Genomic DNA, 17,170 nt, shown 5'->3' with positions numbered 1-17,170 from the left:
GAGGTGGGGTTGTGGGCGGCGCATCATTCGCCGACGCAGTGACAAGCGGGAGATGCCGCCTCCGTGCCCCAGAATCTCGTCGGGTGCACGATGGGTGAAACCCTCGCGATCATCGGGGCCGGTGCAAAGGCCGTGGCGGTGGCCGCAAAAGCGGCGGCACTGCGCGAAATGGGTGTGGAGACCGCGGACATCGTCGCCATCGAGCGCTCCGGTATCGCTGCCAACTGGGTCGCCGGCGGCGGTTGGACCGACGGCCGGCAGCGGTTGGGCACCAGCCCCGAGAAGGACGTGGGCTTCCCCTACCGCTCGTCGCTGGTACCCGGTCGCGACGCCGAAGTCGACGAGCGGATGATGCGGTGGAGTTGGCAGGCGTATCTGGTCGCGATCGATCAGTTCGTCGGCTGGGTGGACCGGGGCAGGCCCGCGCCCACGCACGACACCTGGGCGCGATACCTGCGCTGGGTTGCCGAAATGGTGGACCTGAAAGTCGTTCGCGGTGAACTGATTCAGATGTCGGTGCAGGGCCAGCGGTGGAAGTTGCACACGCGGGATGCGGCGCTGTCGGCCGGCGCGGTGATGATGACCGGTCCAGGCCAGCCGCAACGATCCATGCTCTCCGGCGACCCGCGGATGCTGTCCATCGCCCAATTCTGGGAGCGCACGTCGCGCCACAACCGGATCGTCGCCGAGAACGTTGCGGTGATCGGTGGCGGCGAGACGGCCGCTTCGATGCTCAATGAGCTTTTCCATCATCGCGTTTCGACGATCACGGCCATCTCGCCGCAGGCCACGCTGTTCACCCGCGGTGAGGGCTTCTTCGAGAACTCGCTGTTCTCCGATCCCACCCACTGGCGCAGTCTGACGCTGCCGGAACGGCGGGACTGCATTGCCCGCACCGATCGCGGGGTGTTCTCCGCGCGGGTGCAGGAGCTACTGCTCGCCGACGAGCGGATCAAGCATTTACGCGGGCGGGTGGCGAAGGTCGTCGACCGTCACGAGCGCATCTGGATCACCCTGCAGACCGACCATTGCGGCGAACTACAGGAGAGCGTGCACGATTTCGACCTCGTCATCGACGGCTCCGGTGCGGACGCGCTGTGGTTCCTGCCGCTGCTGAGCCAGGACGCCGTCGACCTGCTGGAGCTGGAGCTTGGTGGCCCGCTGACCGGGGAACGGATCGAGGAGTCGATCGGTCCCGACCTCGCCGTCGCCGGAGTCACCCCGAGGCTGGTGCTGCCCAATCTGTCCGGACTGAACGAGGGCCCGGGTTTCCCCAATCTGAGCTGCCTGGGGCTGCTGTCCGATCGCGTCCTCGGCGCCGGGGTGGTGGCCGCAAGTCCGCCGGTCGGGAGAAGCGGTGCATACCAACCCGTTTGACGACACGGGCGGGCTGTTCTCGGTGCTGGTCAACGCCGAGGGACAGCACACCCTGTGGCCGGATGCGGTCGAGGTGCCTGCGGGCTGGCGGATGGTCTGCGCCCCGGCTACCCGCGCGGACTGTCTCGACTACGTGCAGCGGAATTGGACCGACATGCGCCCGCGAACCCTGCGCGAGGCGATGCGCTAAGCGTCGAGCTTGGCCAGCAGTTCCGCGATCGTCGCCCCGCCCAGCAGGTCGGCCACCTCCAGGTCGCGATTCAATTCTGCCTTGACGCGGCGCCGAAACTCCAAGGCCTGCAATGAGTCCAGGCCGATAGCCACCATCGGGACCGCAATGTCGATGGTGTCGGCGCTGTCGGCCCCGATCGCTTGCGCCAGCAGGCTCACCAACCGCTGGGAAAGCCCCGCGCCGTTCTCCCGGGGCCGGGCCGGTGGTTCGGCCGGGCGCTGGGCTGCGGAATTCAGTTGGGACAGCAGCGAACCACGACCGCAGGCTTCCAGCACCGACCGTGCGCGATGCAGCTCGAAGGCGGCGACAATCGCGTTCCCCCGCAACCCTGACACGTTCACCGCGAGCGCGTCGGCGGGACGCATAGGGACGACACCGAGACCGGCCAGCATCGCCGATCCGGACTCTTCGAGATGGACTCGCCAGTGACCCCACTGCACCGAAACGCAGTCCAGGCCTTCGGCTCTGAGTTGATACGCCATCGCGTCGAGCATTCGATTGCCGGCGGCGTACAGAGCCAGCCCGCGTCCGCCGACCGAGGCCGAGATCGAAGAGCACAGCACCACCCGGCAGCCCTCGGCGCGGGGGAACGTGTGCAGAACCCGGGCGATGCCCACCACCTTGGCCTGCAGGGCATGGTCGACCGCCGCGGCCGTGATGTCCGGCAGTTCGATGCCGGAATACTCCACCGCGGCATGGATGATCAGATCCGCGGGAGTGGCTTGCTCGGACAAGGCGGATACCGCGGCGGTGTCGTTGACATCGCACGCGACGACCCGGATGTCGATGCCGGTAGCCGAGCGAATGGTCTGCAAGCGTTGTGCCGCGGAAGCGGTTTCGCCGGAACGGTTCAGCAGGGTGATCTCGCGGGCGCCACGGCGGGCGAAGTGCTCGCAGAATTCGAGGCCGAGCTTGCCGGTGCCGCCGACGATGAGGACGTGGCCGGCGGGTTGGTCGTCGGTGCCGGTCACAGGTGCGTCGTGGTCGACCACGCGTTTGGCGTACAGACCGCCGTCGCGCAGCGCGAGTTCGGATTCCTCCGCGGTGTGCAGTGCCGCGACGATGGCCACGGCTTCGGCCGGGCCGGCGGGACCTGCGTCCGGGATGTCGAGGTGGCGGAACCGCGTGCCCGGGTAGGTAGCCCCCACACAACGGAATCCGGCGCTTGCCCCTGCGTGGGCCAGATCGGGTGGCGGGTCCCCGTTGACGACCGCCTCGCCACCAACGGTCACCAGCCAGTAGTCGGTGATACCGGCGACGACCCCGGGCCACCAGCGCCGCTCGGCGAAGAAGGTTGCCACGCTGTGCACCGCTGCCGACGCGCCGCCTTGCGCGGACCGCGGCAGTAGGATGACACATGCATTGAGATCACCTGGGGCGGTGCGAATTTCGTCAGCGCTGAGCACCCGGGCCGTGGCGCCGACATCACCGGCAGCGACGGTCAGCGCCGCGGCGAGGTCCGCGGCGGCGCCGGTGTGATCGATGATGCCGATGGTTCGCGGCGGCACCAGGGAGCGCCGTGACAGCCGCACCCACTTCTCGGCGAGCATTCGCGGCGCCGGCTGATCGAGGTTTTCTTCCGGCGCTACGACGTCCGGCACCACGACGTCCGGCGCCACGACGTTCGGTCCCACGACGGTCGGTCCCAAGACGTCCGGCTCTGCGACGTTCGGCCCGGCGGCGGACGCCTTCCGCGCGGCCGGTGACAAGCCCTGTTCATAGGGCATCCACAGCGCGATCTCGTTCATCGGAGTGTTCGGGAAATCGGGCAACGGCAACGCCGGAGGTCCCTGGCTTTCCGTCGCGAGGCTGTCCCACGGGTAGTTCAGGTCGTGCAGCGCGCAGCGCATCAGATTGCGGGTGAAGTCGGTGAGATCGTTGTCCGTCCTGGTGGACGTACCGACGACCATGCTGTTTCGTCCGGCGTCGTGGGTCAGGTTCTCCTGGATCGCCAGTTGCAATGTCGGGTGTTCGGCCAGCTCGATGTAGGTGTCGATGTCGAACGAGCGTGCGGCGGTCATCGCCTTGTCAAACCGAACGGTGTTGCGCAGGTTCCAGAACCAGTACTGGTCCACCGGCTGCTCGGGTGTGAGGGGGCCGCCGAGAGTGGCACCGAGACAGGCGATGTCACTGTCCGAGAACGTCAGGCTGGACAACTCGCGACCTATACCGGTGCACAGTTCGTCCCGCAGACCGTTGATCAGTCCCGTGTGCGCCGGGTATCGGACGGGGATCATCCGGGCGAAGACATCGCGCGCGGCACACGTGTCCACGATGCTCTGCACCGATTCCCGGTCACCCGAGATCGCATGCATGTTAGGCGAATTCACCGCCGAGACCTGCGCCCAGCCGGCGCAGCGGGCCACCAGGTCCTCGCACGTCTCGCGATCCGTGGCCAGCACCGCCATCGCGTAGTCACCGGCACCCAGCCCGTCGGCGGCGCGCGCCCGCAATGCGATCACGCGGACGGCGTCGGCCAGCGTGATCCGGCCCGAAACGTAGGCGGCGGCAACCTCTCCCTGGCTGTGCCCGATAGTGACGGCAGGCGCTACGCCGAACGAGCGCCACACCGCCGCGAGCCCGGCCATCTGGGTGAACAGCGCGGGCTGGACCGTGCGTGCGTCATCGCTTGCGTCTCCCGGAGCGACAAACTGGTCGTTCAGCAGGTAATCAAGCGGCGACTGCCCGGTCAACTCGGCGAAAACCGCTGCGCAGCGCTCGACTTCGGCGCGGTACGCCGGAACCGAGTCATACCAGCGCCTGCCCATGCCTGGCCGTTGACTGCCCTGTCCGGGAAAGACATACGCGTGACGGCGGGCTGCCGCGGCCGCATCGGCGCGCAGCACCGAGCCGTGCTCGCGGTCGTCGACGATCGCCCGCAGGGCCTCGGTCAATTCCTTGCGATCGCGCACCAGTGCCAGGACGCGGTGTTTGCGGGCGACCCGGGTACGAAACAGCATGGCGGCGATCAGGTGCGGGGCCGCTTCGGGGTGGTCCGCCAGGTAGGCAAGCAGGGCAGCGGCATCGACCGGTATGAGTTCGGGGTTATCCGACGTCAGCAGTACGGGGATGGCGCCGTTGGGGAGCAGATAGCGGGTCACGTTTCGCTCACTTGTCGTTCTGCGCGGGCATCGCGACGATCGCGTGGGCATTGGCGCCGCCGGCGCCGAACGACGACGCGGCGCCGTATCGAACACCGTCCTTGGGTTGCCATTCGGTCAGCTTCGTGGCGAGCCGGATGCCGGTCAGATCCCAGTCCAGCTTCTTGGTGGGGTTGTCCGAGAACAGGGTTGGCGGAATGTAGCCGTGCCGGCCGGCCAGGAGGACCTTGATCAGTCCGAGAATCCCAGCGGCCGCCTGGGCGTGCCCGGCATTGGACTTGATCGAGCCGAGCAGGGCCTCGGATCCGGCCGCGCCGTAGGTCTTGAAGAGCGCCAGCAGTTCCACCGGGTCACCGGCCGGTGTTGCGGTACCGTGCCCTTCGATCATTCCCACGTCGGCGGGATTGATACCGGCCGCATCCAGCGTCTTGCGCACCACTTGTTCTTGCGCGTGCACCCGGGGAACGAGGATCGGTTTCCCCTTGCCGTTGTGATTGGTGCGGGCGGCCAGGATCCGTCCGTAGACCCGGTGACCGAGTTGGCGCGCACGAGATTCCCGTTCCAGCAACAGCATTCCCGCGCCCTCGCCCCAGACGGTGCCGGTCGCGTCCTCGGAATAGGCACGGCAGTGTCCGTCGTCGGACAGGGCGTGCAGCTTGGCGAACTCGAAAAAGGCCGCCGGCGAACCCAACACGCAGACAGCGCCGGCCAGCGCCCACTCGCACTCGTCCATTGTGATCGCGTTGACGGCCAGTTGCAGTGCGGTGAGCGACGATCCGCAGGCCGAGTCGATGCACATGGACGGTCCGGTCAGGCCCAGACCGTGGGAGATGCGCCCGGCTCCACCGAGCTGGCCCATGCCCACGGTGCGGTGGCCGCTGTAGTCATCGGCGACGGCGGTGCGGGTGCCGTACTCGGTCATCGACATTCCGACGTAGCATCCACCGAATTCGCCCTCGACCGAGCCGGGATTGATGCCCGCGTTCTCCAAAGCACGCCACGCGACGCGCATCGCAACCCGCTGCTGGGGATGCATCACCAGCGCTTCGCGGTGCGTGATACCGAAGAACGGGGGATCGAATTGGGCTGCGCCGGTGAGGAATCCACCCGAATCGGGGACCCGGCCCCAGCCGTCTGCCTCGGACACCGACAGCAGATCGTCGATGGGCCAGCCACGATCCCGCGGAAACGGCGACAGCAGTTCGCGGTGGTCGCACAGCGCCTGCCACAACGCGGCGGGGGTGTCGATGCCGCCCGGGGTTTCGACAGCCAGTCCGGCGACGACGACCGGATCGGTCACTGCGTCTGCTCCCGTTGGGCACACGCCGCCAGCAGTTCGGCCACGGCGTCGACGTGATCGTTGATGAAGAAATGCCCGCCGTCGAACATCGTCACCTCGGCACTGTCGGTGTGCTTGCCCCATCCGTACAGATCGCCGAGCGTGACGATCGGGTCCTGGTCACCGCCGAGCGCGTGGATGCGGGCCGCGATCTTCACGTCGTCCGGGCAGGAGTACGCGTCGCAGGCGCGGTAGTCGGCCTTGATGACGGGAAGCGCCAGCCGGATCAGGTCGCTGTTGCCGAACACGGCGGAGTTGGTGCCTTCCAGCGCGGTCAGGTGTTGCAGGATCGACTCGTCATCGGTCGGGTGCGGTGGCTTGGTGACGGCGTTGCCGGGTGCGACCGCTGCCGAGACGTTGAGTTCACGCACGTCGATGCCCCTGGACTCGGCGATCCGTACGAATTCGAACGCGACCCAGCCGCCCATGCTGTGACCGAATGCAACGATCGGACCGGGCCCGCAGTGCTCTGAGGTGGCGAATTCCTCGAACGCGCCCGCCGCGATCTCCGGGAGGGTGCTCAGCGGTGGTTCGCCCGCGCGGTCCTGGCGACCCGGGTACTGAAAGACCAGGACGCGGAAATGCTTGCTCAGCGCCTTCGAGAAGGATCGGTAAGCCGAGGCGCCCGCGCCGGCATGCGGGAAAACCAGCAGTGTCGGGCTCTCGGGTGAACCAGGTTGGTGAAACTGCCTGATCCAACCAAGCGTGCGCGGCATGCCGCCCTACCTCTCCGTCTGCCAACTAAGCGAAGGCTAACATAAGCTACTCGGGCGGGATCAGGCCCGAGGCGCTCAGAGCGAATCCCGCCCCCGCACCAGCAGAGCCGCCCGCTTGTGGGGCAGGTCGATGTCCGTGACGTGCCGGAAGCCCGCCAGTGCGGCGACCCGGATCAGGCGCACGTTGGTGGCGTCCGGCTCGCCGATGACCCGGGTGGCCAGCGGATCCGCATCCAGCTGCCAGGCCGACACCACGCGCAACAGATCCGCGGCCAGCCGGCGCCCGCGGCTGTCGGCGGGGCCCAGTAGCAGGTGGACGCCGGCATCGTGTTCGCGGGCGTCGTAGTACTGCGCCAACGGGTCGAGATCGGCGCGATAGAGCTCCCAGTAGCTCATCGGAACGTCGTCCAGCTCACCCACATACGGGGTCGAATGCGTGCTGAGTTGCTGCTCGCGCAAGTAGGACGCGATCTGTTCGCGGGGCCAGGCCTTGTTCCAGTAGCGCGCGACTTCCGGGTCGTTCATCCACGTGTGCAGGAGGTCGAGGTCGCGGTCCAGATCCAGCGGACGCAGCGAGAAGGTGCCCGGGATCCCGTCCTGCTCGGGTGTGGCGCGCCGGTGCAGAAGATCCAGCGGGTCAACCCCTGTTACTTCCGGCACGGATACGTCCTCTCGCAACGAGCCTCTCGCAACGAACTGGGCGGCACGTTCGCCGGCGATGCCCGCATCCAGCCCCCAACTTAGCGAAGGCTAACATAAGCTACTGGCCGAAGTCCGGGGTTCGCCGCGGCATGTCTACCGAGGTCGAGCGCCCGACCGGGAGGAGGAGTGGAACCAGCCATGGCCGATGCCAGGACCGTGCAGGAACGCCGGCGCGAACTGTTGCGCCAGCGGATCGCCGAAAGTGGTCTAGCGACGGCGGAATCGGCTCCACAGACGGTGATCTCGGCGGGAGAACGCTACGACCTTTCCGCCGGGCAGCGCCGGATGTGGTTCGTGCAGGCCATGAACCCCACCGACGCCACGCTGAACATCTGCGTGGCCTACCGGCTGACCGGTGCGCTGGACGAGGCACGGCTGCGCGCGGCCTTCGCGGATGTCGTTGCGCGCCACGCCATTCTGCGTACCACCTATGGCGTGGACGCCGAGGGCGAGCCGTATCAGATCTTCCGCGACGATGTCGACATTCCGTGGCGGACTCAGGACGTCTCGGGCGAACGACAGGCGCAGCAGATCGAGGCGCTGGCACACAGCGAATTCGGCAGGCCCTTCGACCTCACCAGAGAGTTGCCGCTGCGGATGACGCTGGCGCGGACCGCTCCGGACGAGTTCGTGTTGCTGCTGGTCGCGCACCACATCTGCTGGGACGACGACTGCTGGGCTGTCTTCTTCGGTGAGCTGAGTGCGGCGTACGGCTCCTCCGCCATGGCCACCGGGGAACCGCCGCAGTACGTCGCGGTCGAGGTGCTGAACGAATCCCCGGACTGCGCCGACGCCGATGTCGAGTACTGGCGCAAGTCCCTGTCGCCGGTGCCCGATCCGCTGGAGTTGCCCGGCGCCGCGGCGCCGAATCCATCCACGCGGGCCGGACACCGTGCCGCGGCACTGCCCCCGGACCTGTCGATCCGGCTCGAGGGCGTCGCCCGGGAACATTCCGCCACCCCGTTCATGGTGTTGCTGGCGGCGTACGGCGCCTTAGTGCGGCGCTACACCGGTGCCGCCGACTTCCTCGTTTCGATTCCGGTCACCGGGCGCCGGGCCGCGACCGAGGGGGCGCTCGGCTACTTCGGGAACACCCTGCTGTTGCGCATCCGCGTGCGCCCCGAGGATACGTTCGCGTCCCTGGTCGGCACCGTGCGGGACACCTGCCTGGAAGCCTTCGCCCACCAGTCGGTTGGTCTGGATCGCGTTGTGCGCGAACTGAACCCGGAACGTAGCGCCGGACACGACGGGCTGGACCGACTGGTCCGGCTGGGCTTCAGCATGCGCAAGAGCGTGGCCGGACTCCACTTCGCGGGCGTCAGCACCCGGCAGCTCGAACTGAGCGCGGTGTCCGCTCCGATCCCACTCGCGCTGGCGGTGGTGCTCGACCCGCAGGGCCTGTCCACCGAATTCGAATACCAGACCGATGTGCTGGGCGACGAGCTTGTCGGCCAGTTGCTGCGGCACTATCGGCAACTGCTCACCAGCGCACTGCGGGAGCCCGGACTTCGGGTCGACAGCCTGGAACTGCTGGAGGCTGACGAGCGGGAAGCAATACTGACGCAGTCCCACGGCGTCCTGGTCGCAAGGCCGGCGAGCACCGCTGTCGCCGCGCTGGAGTCGGCCGCAGCGGCCACGCCGGACGCGGTCGCGGTGGTATTCGAGGACACCGAGCTCAGCTATGCGCAACTGCATGCTCGCGCAAACCAATTGGCGCACTGGTTGATCGGAAACGGGATCGGGCCCGACGACATCGTCGGCCTGCGCATGACGACGTCCGTCGACTTCGTCGTGGCCATGCTCGCCGTGCTGAAAGCCGGTGCGGCCTATCTGCCGATCGACCCGGCATTTCCCCCCGAGCGCATCGAATACCTGCTTGCCGACGCCGGGCCCGCGCTGGTTATCAGCCACGAGGATTTCGCAGCGGCCGAACGGGCCGCCGCCGCGCTGTCGAGCGCTGCACCTACCGACACCGACCGGCGCTGCCCGCTGCGTCCGGAGCACCTGGCCTACGTCATCTACACCTCCGGTTCCACCGGACAGCCCAAGGGCGTCGCGGTACCGCATCACGCCATCGCCGAACACATGGCGGGATTCCTCGAAGAATGGAGCCTGACCGCCGCCGACCGGTTGCTGCAGACCTCGTCGGTCAGCTTCGACGCGTCGGTGATGGAGATCTTCGCCCCGTTGTCCATCGGTGCGCGGCTGATCGTGCCGAAAGCCGATGCGTTCAGCGAGGTTTCCTACGTCGCGGATCTGATCAGCCGCCACGGAGTCACGGTGCTGCACATGGTGCCCTCGATGTTGAGCACCCTGTTGTTGCTGCCGCAGGCCAGCCAGTGGCGGCAGTTGCGGCATGTGCCGGTGGGCGGAGAAGCGCTGCCCGGCGAGGTGGCCGACAGGTTCGCCGGTCACTTCGATGCCACGCTGCGCAATCACTACGGTCCGACCGAGGCGGTCATCTGCGCGACCCACATGCCCGTCGCGGGCCGTCAGGGCCCGGGCGTCGTGCCTATCGGCGTGCCGAATCAGAACGTCTACACCTACGTACTCGACCGGGAGTTGCAGCCGGTTCCGGCCGAAGTGGTCGGTGAGTTGTACCTGGGCGGTGCCCAACTGGCCCGCGGATACCTAGGACGTCCCGGGTTGACCGCGCAACGATTCGTCGCCGACCCGTTCAATTCCGGGATGCGGCTGTACCGGACGGGAGATCTGGTCCGGCGCAACTTGGCCGGGAACCTGGAATTCGTCGGCCGGGCCGACGAACAGGTCAAGGTACGCGGCTTCCGGATCGAACTCGGCGAAGTCGAGTCCGTGATCGCCGCGCACCCGGCGGTGCGGCACTGTCTGGTGCTCGCTGAGGAGACCGGGGCCGGGTCGCGGCTGGTTGCCTACCTGGTGCCGGCGGCCGGACCGGACGGTCTTCCAATCGCATTGGACATCAACGATATTCACGTTCATGCCGCGACCATGCTGCCGCAGTACATGGTGCCGACGGCGGCCGCGGTCATCTCGGAGATTCCCCTGACCGTGCACGGCAAGCTGGACAAACGGGCACTGCCCGCACCGACCCCGGTGAACGCTCGCAGTTATCGCGCGCCGGCGACGCCCACGGAACGCCGGGTGTGCTCGATCTTCGGCCACCTCTTCGGGCTGGAGCGGGTAGGCGCCGACGATTCGTTCTTCGATCTTGGTGGCCACTCACTGCTGGCGGCTCGTCTGGTCGCACAGATCCGCGCCGAAATCGGGGTGGACTGCAGCGTTCGCACCGTCTTCGATGCGCCCACCCCAGCCGGTTTGGCGGCCCTGTTGGTCGAGCAGTTCCGTGACGTCTTCGGCATCGACCTCGACGGCATGGACCTCGACGAGGACTTCGGCGCTGAACTGGCTCCCGGGCAGTCGGGCCGCCCGGAACTCGTCGCGACGATCCGCCCCGAACGGCCACCGTTGTCCTACTCCCAGTTGGCCATGTGGTTCCAGCACCGGATGCGGGGACCCAACGACGTCTTCAATCTGGGGCTCACGCTGCGCTTCACCGGTCCGCTGGATATCGCCGCCCTCACCGCGTCACTCAACGACGTGGTGGCCCGGCACGAGGCATTGCGCACCGTTTTCGTTGAGCACGAAGGCATTCCGTATCAGTCGGTGCGCCCCACCCTGAAGCTGGAACTCCCGGTGACCGAGATCGGCGCCGACCGGGCCGACGCGACGACCGCCGACCTGCGCCGCTACCTGTTCGACCTGACGTGCGGCCCGCTGATCCGGCCGACACTGCTGGTGCTCGACCCCGACACACACGTCCTCGTCGTGCTCATCCACCACATCGTCACCGACCACAACTCGCTCGGCGTCATCTACGAAGACCTCGTCACCGCGTACCGGGCGCGGGCGACGGGCCGGGCGCCGCAATGGGACCCGCTGCCGTTGCAGTTCGTCGATTACGCGCTGTGGCAACGAGATACCTTCGATGTGCCGGGCGAGTGGGCGGCGGCCGAATTGGCCCACTGGGGCGAGGCGCTGGCCGGGCTGCCCGCCGAAATCCCGATGGCGGCCGACCACCCGCGTACCCCGGTGGTGGGCCAGCGCGCCGAGGTCGTGACGTTCACGGTGCCGGCGGCGCAGCGTGCTCGGCTGACCCAGTTGGCGGATCACACCGGCGCCAGTGAATTCATGGTCTATCAGGCCGCCCTCGCGGTGCTGCTGCACCGGGTCGGCGGGGGCACGGACATCGCCGTGGGCACTCCGGTCGCATCCCGCGACGACCTCGCGGTGGCGAAGGTGGACGGACCGTTCGCCAACGTGCTGGCGTTGCGCAATGACCTGACGGGCGACCCGAGCCTGCGTGGCATGCTCGCTCGTTGCCGCGCAACGACACTCGACGCGTTGTCCCACCAGGAGCTTCCGATCGACCGGCTGGTTGAAGCGCTCAACCCGCCCCGATCGAGTGCCCGGAACCATCCGTTCTTCCAATGCTCGCTGCATTTCCGCACCGAGGATTGGGCGCAGGCGCCCCGCGAGCTGGCGAGCGGCGCAACGACGGTGGTGCCCATCCCGATGGAGTTCGAGGTCTCGCTGCTCGATCTCGACGTCAGTGTCAGCGTGCAACCCGACGGGGGACTGGAGGTGCGCCTGCTTGCCAGCGCCGATCTGTATGAGCCGCAGACGGTTCGGCATCTGGCCGACGCATTCAATGCGGTGCTCGACGCTTTTGTGACGGCCCCGGACCGGCCGGTCTCGGAGCTGGAGCTGTTGCCGTCCGATGTCATGGACGCACTGCTGGCTCCTCCTGCGCCTGAGCCTGCGCAAACCGCGAAGGCCGTTGGTTCCCCCGAAACCGAACAAGCGTTGATCGGCTTGCTGGAGGAGCTGCTGGAGATCTCCGGTGTGGACCGTGAAGACAACTTCTTCGCGCTCGGCGGGGACAGCGTCATCGCCGTGCAGATGTCGGCGCGAGCCAACGCCGTGGGACTCGCCCTGGCTCCTGCCATGGTGTTCGAGCACCTGACCCTCGCCGAGGTGGCCGGCGCGGTGGACGCGGCTGCCAACCTGGCTGCGGCGCAGGCGGATACCCCGGAGCGGGGCTTCCAGAGCGCGCCGATGAGTGCCTCGGGATTGGACGCCGACGCTCTGGCCGCGCTCAACGCCTCGTGGCAGCAGCAGTAGCGGGGGCCCGTGACTTCCGCCCCACCGCAGATCGAGGATGTTCTGGCGCTCAGTCCATTACAGGAAGGGCTGTTCGCGCTGTCCCGCCTCGCGCAGGACAGCCTCGACATCTACACGATGCAGATCGTCGTCGACATCGACGGCCCGGTGGACGTCGAGCTGTTGCGCCGCAGCGCGGCGGCGATGCTGGTGCGGCACCCGAACCTGCGGGCCGCCTTCTGGGATCGCGACGTGCCCAGACCGGTCCAGATCGTGCCCGCCCACGCGGAGCTGCCCTGGTCTGAACGGGCCGCCGCACCAGAGGAATTCGATGCGATCGCCCGCTCGGAGCGATACCGCCCCTTCGAGCTGAGTCGAGGTCCGGCGCTCCGCGTGGTGCTGCTCACCGTGCCCGGCGAGACCAGGCGCCGGATGATCGTCACCGCCCACCACATCCTGGTGGACGGTTGGGGCCTCGGCGTGTTCTTCACCGAGATGCTCGCGATCTATCAGGCGGGAGGTCGCGCCGACGGTCTCCCCGCCCCGCGCCCGTACCGCGACTACATCGCCTGGCTCGCGACGCAGGACAGGGCGGCGGCCACCGCCGAGTGGGCGAAGTATCTGCACGATGTCTCCGCGCCACTGATGCTGGCCGAAAACACTTCTGCGGCTGGCGTTCCGGAAAAATCGGAGGTGCTGCTGCCGGCCCGCGACACCAGCAGGCTGCGGGACTGGGCGGGACGCAACGGGCTGACGCTCAACACCGCCGTGATGTTCGCCTGGGCGGTCGTGCTCAGCCGGCTGACTGACCGCCGGGACGTCGTTTTCGGCACCGTGGTCTCCGGACGCCCGGAGCAGCTGCCCGGCGTCGAGACGATGGTCGGAATGTTCATCAACACCGTTCCGGTGGCGCACACGGTGCGCGGCACGGTATCGGTGGTTGAGCAATGCGTTGAGCTGCAACGTGATTCGTCGGCGATGCGGGGCATCGGTTACCTGAGTCTGTCGGAATTGCAGCGCGCGCACGGCTCCGGCGCGTTGTTCGACACCCTGTTCGTGTTCGAGAACGCTCCGCTGCAGGACGCCGTCCGGGCGGTGACCACCGCCGACGGTGCACGGTTCTGCCCGGTTGCCGGCGAGAGCCTGACGCACTACCCGTTGACCGTGGTGTCGCATCTGATCGACGACCGATTGATCGTGGTGGTCGAGGTGATCGGGGCAGCGCTGCCGCACCTTTCGGGGGCACAGATCTGCGAGCGCCTGGTCGCGGTGCTGCGCCAACTGCCCGACATCGGCGACCGAACGCCCGAGGCGCTGGATGTCCTGACCGAGGCGGAGCGTGCGGGCGGCGACGGCCATGCGCTGTCGGTGTCGCCACCGGAAGCCACGGTGTGGGAACTGTTCGAACGCCAGGCGCGGGCCGCACCGGAGGCTGTCGCCCTGACCACCAGCGATGGCGGCCGCTGGACCTACGCCGAACTGCACGCCGACGCGGCGCGCCTGGCCGGCGAACTGGGGGAGCGGAGGATCGGCCCGGAAAACGTTGTCGCACTGATGGTGCGCCGCTCGGTGCGATCCATCGTGTCGGTTCTCGGCGTGCTCGGCGCCGGTGCCGCCTACCTCCCGGTGGACGTCAGCCTGCCGGCTGCGCGAGTCGAATCCATGCTGCGTCAGGCGAACCCGGCGTTGGCGATCACCGACGCCGCTGGTTCGGAACTCATCGAAGGCCCGATCCCGAGCCTGGTGCTCGATGATCCGGTGGTGGCCGAACGCATTTCGCAGCGTGCCGCCGCCGCCCCGGTCGTGGCCCGCCATCCCGGGCACAGCGCATACGTCATCTTCACCTCCGGGTCCACCGGTGAGCCGAAGGGAGTCATCGGCACGCACGGCGCGTTGGTCAGCTACTTCGCCGACCACCGCGACCGCGTCTACCGGCCGGCGCGGCAGCGCCTGGGCCGCCCGATGCGCATCGCACATGCCTGGTCCATGAGCTTCGACGCCTCATGGCAGCCCATGGTTGGACTGCTCGACGGACACGGAATCCATCTGTTCGACGCCGAGGAGATGCGCGACGCGGACCGACTCGTGCAGGGGATGGCCGATCATCAGATCGACATGATCGACACGACTCCTTCGATGCTCGTCCAGTTGCGGGCCGCGGGACTGCCGGAGCTCGCGGTGCTGGCACTCGGCGGTGAAGCCATCAACAGCGTGCTGTGGCAGCAGCTTTGTGAGTTGTCGGCCGGTGCCGTGTACAACTGCTACGGGCCCACCGAAGCGACCGTCGAGGCCGTGGTGGCCGGCGTGCGCGAGTACCCGGCTCCGACCATCGGGACGGCCAACGCCGGAACACTCTGCTACGTCCTGGATTCGGCGTTACGCGTCGTTCCACACGGCGTCGTGGGCGAGCTCTACCTGTCGGGCAACCAGCTGACTCGCGGTTACGTCGGTCAGCCGGCCATGACGGCGGCCCGCTTCGTGGCCGACCCGTTCCGGCCCGGACAACGCATGTACCGCACCGGTGACCTGGTGCGCCGCCTGCCGCACCGCGGTCTGGCCTATCTCGGACGCGGCGACAACCAGGTCAAGATCCGCGGCTACCGGGTGGAAATCGGCGAGATCGAAGGCGCACTTCGATCCCAGCCCGGCGTCCACGATGCGGCCGTGTCCGTGGTGCGGCGGGCCGGCGGTGCGACGCTGGTCAGTTTCGTTGTCTGGCAGCAGGATACGCAGGCCGACCCGCACGCACTGCGAACGGCTCTCGCCGAGCAACTGCCGGTGTACATGGTCCCGGCGCGTATCGTGGCGCTTCCCCGGATGCCGGTCAATGCCAACGGCAAATTGGACGGTCACGCACTCGACCGGTTGGCGCACGACGAACTCGCCCAGGGTGCCCGCGGCCCGGTGGCACCGACCACCGACACCGAACGTGTACTGAGCGAGCTGTTCGCAGAACAGTTCAACGGCGTGACACCGCACCTGGACGAAGACTTCTTCGTGCTCGGGCTGGACAGCATCGTCGCAATCGGCCTGGTGCACAAGGCCAGGCGGCGCGGGCTCGCGTTGAGCCCGCGAATGGTGTTCACCGCGCCCACAATTCGTGAGCTGGCCGCCGCGATCGACGCGGCGGACGCAGCGGCCCCGGAGGTTTCCGGGTACGGCCCCGAATACGGTGAAGTGCCGCCGCTTCCGATCGTGACCTGGGTGAACGAGCACGGCAACTACCGGCGCTTCACGAATACCGTTCTGCTGCGGCTACCCGCCGGCATCGATCGCCCGGCGATAGAGCAACTGCTGCAGCTGATACTCGACGGGCACGAGTCGCTGCGATCGATCCTGACCGATACGCCCGACGGTGCTCGTCTGGTCACCCGGGAACCCGGTGTGGTGTCCGCGCCCGGACTGCTCTCGCGGGTCGACGTCCCTACCGGTACCGATGTGGCCACGCTGGTGCGGAGCGCGGCGCGCCGGGCGATAGACGAGATCGATCCGCGCACCGGCGACATGGTCCGAGCGGTGTGGTTCGACGGCGCGGCGGACCACCAGATGCTGCTGTTGACCATCCACCACCTGGTGGTCGACGTGGTGTCCTGGCACATTCTGCTCAGCGACATCTCGGAGGGGTGGCGATCGGTACGCGCGGGTGCCGCACCGAAGGCATTGCCGGAGTTCACTTCCTACCGGCGGTGGTCGGAGTTGATGTGGGACCGTGCGACGGCACCGGAGGTCATCGCCCAACGCGACTATTGGGGTGCGCAGCTGAGCGAGGCCGATCCCGCTCTGGGTGCACGCCGCCCCGACCCGACCCGGGACACCTGGTCGACGCTGCGCGTGAGCAACGTGGTGACGCCGGTGGATGTCAGCGAGCGGCTGGTGGCCACCCTGAGCCGCCATGACCGGATGCGCGAAATCCTTTTATGCGCAGTGACGGTCATGCTGGCCAGCTGGCGACGGCTGCGATCGCAGGATCCGTCCGGCGGCGCACTGATCGCGCTGGACAGTCACGGTCGCGCCGATGCCCTGCTCGACACCGACACCACGAACACCGTGGGCTGGTTCACGTCGGCGTTCCCCGTGCGGCTGGGAACGGGTGCGGCCGCCGTCGATGTCGAGCGGCTCGAGGCGACGCCCGGAGTGGCCCGCACACTGCTGGACTCGGTGACCGCTCACCTCGACGCCGTTCCCTACGACGGTCTGGATTACGGGTTGCTTCGTCACGTCGCTCGCGTCCCGGAGTTGCAGGAGGCGGTCGAGCCCCAGGTGTTGTTCAACTACCTGGGTCGCCTGGACCTCGGCGTGGTGACCGACGAACCGTGGACTCTGATCGACGGACACGAAATCGACGCTTTGCCCGTCGATCCCGAGCCGGAGCTGCCGCTGCGTTTCGCGCTGAACATGAGCCTGCTGGTCCGCGGCACACCGGCCGGTCAGCAACTCGTCAACACCGTCCTGTGGAGCGAAGCTATGTTCACCCCGGCCGAGATCGATCGCCTGACACAGCTGTGGCAGCGCACCCTGGCGGCGCTGGCCGCCGGGCTGGAAGCCACGGCCTGAGAAGGGA

Annotated in this window: 8 protein-coding genes; 4 read left to right on the top strand and 4 right to left on the bottom strand. The window is 67.9% G+C overall.

Features of this window, described 5'->3' with window-relative positions; genetic code table 11:
* Positions 1 to 90: 90 nt before the first annotated feature.
* Positions 91 to 1,377: an NADPH-dependent L-lysine N(6)-monooxygenase MbtG gene (gene mbtG / locus C0J29_RS20625; RefSeq protein ID WP_065042574.1), complete on the top strand. Its 1,287-nt coding sequence runs from the start codon at positions 91 to 93 to the stop codon at positions 1,375 to 1,377.
* Positions 1,358 to 1,567 carry an MbtH family protein gene (locus tag C0J29_RS20620; protein WP_065042542.1) on the top strand — a complete coding sequence of 70 codons (210 nt, stop codon included), beginning with the start codon at positions 1,358 to 1,360 and terminating at the stop codon, positions 1,565 to 1,567. The genes mbtG and C0J29_RS20620 overlap by 20 nt, the downstream gene beginning before the upstream one ends.
* Here the strand turns inward: C0J29_RS20620 and nbtC are convergent.
* From nbtC to C0J29_RS20600, 4 genes are all read right to left on the bottom strand, one after another.
* Positions 1,564 to 4,761, bottom strand: a complete 3,198-nt coding sequence (gene nbtC / locus C0J29_RS20615) for a nocobactin polyketide synthase NbtC (RefSeq protein ID WP_120793414.1) — start codon at positions 4,759 to 4,761, stop codon at positions 1,564 to 1,566. The two genes, C0J29_RS20620 and nbtC, sit on opposite strands and share 4 nt — an antisense overlap.
* On the bottom strand, positions 4,718 to 6,010 hold the full coding sequence (locus tag C0J29_RS20610; protein ID WP_371872420.1) for a beta-ketoacyl [acyl carrier protein] synthase domain-containing protein: 1,293 nt from the start codon (positions 6,008 to 6,010) through the stop codon (positions 4,718 to 4,720). Before C0J29_RS20610 ends, nbtC begins: the two co-directional genes overlap by 44 nt.
* Positions 6,007 to 6,765 (bottom strand): thioesterase II family protein, encoded by a 759-nt coding sequence (locus C0J29_RS20605; protein ID WP_120793412.1) that lies wholly within the window; start codon positions 6,763 to 6,765, stop codon positions 6,007 to 6,009. Before C0J29_RS20605 ends, C0J29_RS20610 begins: the two co-directional genes overlap by 4 nt.
* 75 nt (positions 6,766 to 6,840) lie before the next feature.
* Positions 6,841 to 7,425 carry a GNAT family N-acetyltransferase gene (locus tag C0J29_RS20600; protein WP_242460499.1) on the bottom strand — a complete coding sequence of 195 codons (585 nt, stop codon included), beginning with the start codon at positions 7,423 to 7,425 and terminating at the stop codon, positions 6,841 to 6,843.
* Positions 7,426 to 7,605: 180 nt separating this feature from the next.
* Here C0J29_RS20600 and C0J29_RS20595 point away from each other — a divergent pair, with 180 nt between their 5' ends.
* On the top strand, positions 7,606 to 12,630 hold the full coding sequence (locus tag C0J29_RS20595; RefSeq protein WP_120793411.1) for a non-ribosomal peptide synthetase: 5,025 nt from the start codon (positions 7,606 to 7,608) through the stop codon (positions 12,628 to 12,630).
* A 9-nt stretch (positions 12,631 to 12,639) separates the two neighbouring features.
* Complete coding sequence (locus C0J29_RS20590; RefSeq protein WP_120793410.1) at positions 12,640 to 17,163, top strand: non-ribosomal peptide synthetase; 4,524 nt, start codon at positions 12,640 to 12,642, stop codon at positions 17,161 to 17,163.
* The last annotated feature ends 7 nt before the right edge of the window (positions 17,164 to 17,170 follow it).

This window comes from Mycobacterium paragordonae, from assembly GCF_003614435.1.
Lineage (GTDB): Bacteria > Actinomycetota > Actinomycetes > Mycobacteriales > Mycobacteriaceae > Mycobacterium > Mycobacterium paragordonae.
This window is presented reverse-complemented; position numbering and strand designations above follow the sequence as displayed.